This window comes from Sphingomonas sp. S-NIH.Pt15_0812 (assembly GCF_003951315.1).
GTDB lineage: Bacteria > Pseudomonadota > Alphaproteobacteria > Sphingomonadales > Sphingomonadaceae > Sphingomonas.
The window spans coordinates 2,501-5,731 of the sequence record NZ_QLJH01000071.1; the positions used below are offsets into that span (position 1 = coordinate 2,501).

The following is a 3,231-nucleotide window of genomic DNA, read 5'->3' on the forward strand; positions in this document are numbered from 1 at the left end:
GAGGTAAGGGCAATTCGTGGATGCCTTGGCATGTACAGGCGATGAAGGACGTGGCACGCTGCGATAAGCGTCGGTGAGGTGTGAGCAACCTTTGACCCGACGATTTCCGAATGGGGAAACCCACCTATCCGTTTAATCCAAGAAGAGCGGTACGCGACGATGCGCAAGCATGGTGGCGGACGGCTCGGCTCGGGTTAGGCGGTTCAGGTATCTTGGGACTGAATACATAGGTTTCGAGAAGCGAACCCGGTGAACTGAAACATCTCAGTAGCCGGAGGAAAAGACATCAACCGAGATTCCGTTAGTAGTGGCGAGCGAACGCGGACCAGGCCAGTGCTTCATTTTCAACTAGCAGAACGAACTGGAAAGTTCGGCCATAGCGGGTGACAGCCCCGTATGCGAAAGTGATGAATGAAGACTCGAGTAGGGCGGGACACGTGTAATCCTGTCTGAACATGGGGGGACCACCCTCCAAGCCTAAATACTCGTACATGACCGATAGCGAACTAGTACCGTGAGGGAAAGGTGAAAAGCACCCCGATGAGGGGAGTGAAACAGTACCTGAAACGGATTGCCTACAAGCAGTGGGAGCCTCTTTATGGGGTGACCGCGTACCTCTTGCATAATGGGTCTGTGACTTAATGTACCAAGCAAGCTTAAGCCGATAGGTGTAGGCGCAGCGAAAGCGAGTCTGAATAGGGCGACCATAGTTTGGTGTATTAGACCCGAAACCCGGCGATCTAGGCATGACCAGGATGAAGGTGCGGTAACACGCACTGGAGGTCCGAACCGATTAACGTTGAAAAGTTACCGGATGAGTTGTGTTTAGGGGTGAAAGGCCAATCAAGCCGGGAAATAGCTGGTTCTCCGCGAAAACTATTGAGGTAGTGCCTCGAGCGAATACCATGGGGGGTAGAGCACTGGATGGATGCGGGGGTCGCGAGATCTACCAACTCTAACCAAACTCCGAATACCCATGAGTACTACTCGGGAGACAGACGGCGGGTGCTAAGGTCCGTCGTCAAAAGGGAAACAGCCCTGACCTACAGCTAAGGTCCCCAAGTCACGTCTAAGTGGGAAAGCATGTGGAAATCCCAAAACAACCAGGAGGTTGGCTTAGAAGCAGCCATCCTTTAAAGAAAGCGTAACAGCTCACTGGTCTAAACAAGGGTTTCTGCGGCGAAGATGTAACGGGGCTCAAGACGTGCACCGAAGCTTAGGGTGTGGATTTATCCACGCGGTAGCGGAGCGTTCCGTAGGCCTGTGAAGCGATCTGGTAATGGGTCGTGGAGGTATCGGAAGTGCGAATGCAGACATGAGTAGCGATAAAGAGGGTGAGATGCCCTCTCGCCGAAAGACCAAGGGTTCCTGCGCAAGGCTAATCCGCGCAGGGTGAGCCGGCCCCTAAGACGAGCCCGAAGGGGGTAGTCGATGGGAATGCGGTTAATATTCCGCAGCCTGGTGGTGTGTGACGGATGGTGTGTGTTGTTCAGCCTTAACGGATTGGCTGGGCTTCGAAACTGTCCCGGGAAATAGCCCCACCGTATAGACCGTACCCGAAACCGACACAGGTGGTCAGGTAGAGTATACCAAGGCGCTTGAGAGAAGTGTCCTGAAGGAACTCGGCAAATTGCCTCCGTACCTTCGGAAGAAGGAGGCCCCATGTAAGCGCAAGCTCTCATGGGGGGCACAGGCCAGGGGGTAGCGACTGTTTAGCAAAAACACAGGGCTCTGCTAAGTCGGCTTCAAGACGACGTATAGGGCCTGACGCCTGCCCGGTGCCTGAAGGTTAAGTGGAGGAGTGCAAGCTCTGAAATGAAGCCCAGGTAAACGGCGGCCGTAACTATAACGGTCCTAAGGTAGCGAAATTCCTTGTCGGGTAAGTTCCGACCTGCACGAATGGCGTAACGACTTCCCCACTGTCTCCAGGACATGCTCAGCGAAATTGAATTCTCCGTGAAGATGCGGAGTACCCGCGGTTAGACGGAAAGACCCCGTGCACCTTTACTGCAGCTTCAGAGTGGCATTAGGAAGGAACTGTGTAGCATAGGTGGGAGGCTTTGAAGCATTGGCGCCAGCCGGTGTGGAGCCATAGGTGAAATACCACCCTGTTGTTTTCTGATGTCTAACCTCGATCCCTGAAGCGGGATCAGGGACCCTCTGTGGCGGGTAGTTTGACTGGGGCGGTCGCCTCCTAAAGAGTAACGGAGGCGCGCAATGGTGGGCTCAGGCCGGTTGGAAACCGGCTGTTAGAGTGCAATGGCATAAGCCCGCCTGACTGCGAGACTGACAAGTCGAGCAGAGACGAAAGTCGGTCATAGTGATCCGGTGGTCCCTCGTGGAAGGGCCATCGCTCAACGGATAAAAGGTACGCCGGGGATAACAGGCTGATAACCCCCAAGAGCTCATATCGACGGGGTTGTTTGGCACCTCGATGTCGGCTCATCACATCCTGGGGCTGGAGCAGGTCCCAAGGGTTTGGCTGTTCGCCAATTAAAGTGGTACGTGAGCTGGGTTCAGAACGTCGCGAGACAGTTTGGTCCCTATCTGCCGTGGGCGTCGAAATTTGAGAGGAGTTGACCCTAGTACGAGAGGACCGGGTTGAACGTACCTCTGGTGTACCTGTCGTCGTGCCAACGGCGCAGCAGGGTAGCTATGTACGGACGGGATAACCGCTGAAAGCATCTAAGCGGGAAGCCTCCCTCGAGATAAGATTTCTCAGAGCGGTCGAAGACCACGACCTTGATAGATCGGATGTGGAAGCGCGGTAACGCGTGAAGCTAACCGATACTAATCGCTCTATTCGCGCTTGATGAGCTCACACCCCCAATATCAGCGCTGCTGATACGGGCGTGGGATTGCATCGCAGCCAGAAACACCAAAAGTGCACGCATCGATTTCAACCCCCAAGCACCCCTCCCGCGCCACAGGCTTCATTGCCTGGTGACCATAGCGTCTGTGTCCCACCCGATCCCATCCCGAACTCGGCCGTGAAACCATTCTGCGCCAATGGTACTACTGCCTAAGCAGTGGAAGAGTAGGTCGTCGCCAGGCATTGCAGCCCGTGGCGCGAGAGACACCGTGCACAGCAAGAACCCATTCACAAAAACTCCTCTCCCAAAAGAGAGGCACGCTGGCACCAAGCCAGCCACCGCGGGGTGGAGCAGCCCGGTAGCTCGTCAGGCTCATAACCTGAAGGTCACAGGTTCAAATCCTGTCCCCGCAACCATA

Annotated in this window: 1 tRNA gene and 2 rRNA genes (1 of these 3 running past the window's edge); all 3 read left to right on the forward strand. The window is 55.1% G+C overall.

The window, feature by feature from the left end:
* A 23S ribosomal RNA gene (locus BRX43_RS19700) occupies positions 1-2,814 on the forward strand (it extends 7 nt beyond the left edge of the window).
* Between the two features lie 125 nt (positions 2,815-2,939).
* Positions 2,940-3,054, forward strand: a 5S ribosomal RNA gene (rrf, locus tag BRX43_RS19705).
* A 98-nt stretch (positions 3,055-3,152) separates the two neighbouring features.
* Positions 3,153-3,229 (forward strand) — tRNA-Met (locus BRX43_RS19710).
* Positions 3,230-3,231: the final 2 nt, after the last annotated feature.